1 protein-coding gene is annotated in these 252 nt (G+C 40.9%); it reads left to right on the top strand.

The genetic code is table 11. From position 1 onward, the window contains the following. Positions 1–12 precede the first annotated feature (12 nt). The coding region (locus CXF58_RS14200; protein ID WP_416375562.1) for an IS1/IS1595 family N-terminal zinc-binding domain-containing protein at positions 13–252 on the top strand (240 nt) is incomplete at its 3' end.

The following is a 252-nucleotide window of genomic DNA, read 5'->3' as shown; positions in this document are numbered from 1 at the left end:
GTCTAACGCTATATACTGTCTATATTTGCAAGGAATCAAAGCCATGAATCAAAAAACTGCCCTTTTTGTCATGATAAACACACCAAGAAGAATGGACGCAAGCTAGGCAAACAACAGTATCAATGTCTAGCTTGCAGACGGCAGTTTTTAGGTGGCAAAAGACTCAATAACCAGACCCTTTGGACTGAATACACCCAAGGGAAACAGACCTACAAACAACTGGCTGACAAGTATAGCTGTAGTCTTAAAACC

Source organism: Psychrobacter sp. Sarcosine-02u-2, from assembly GCF_002836335.1.
Classification (GTDB): Bacteria; Pseudomonadota; Gammaproteobacteria; order Pseudomonadales; family Moraxellaceae; genus Psychrobacter; species Psychrobacter faecalis.
This window is presented reverse-complemented; position numbering and strand designations above follow the sequence as displayed.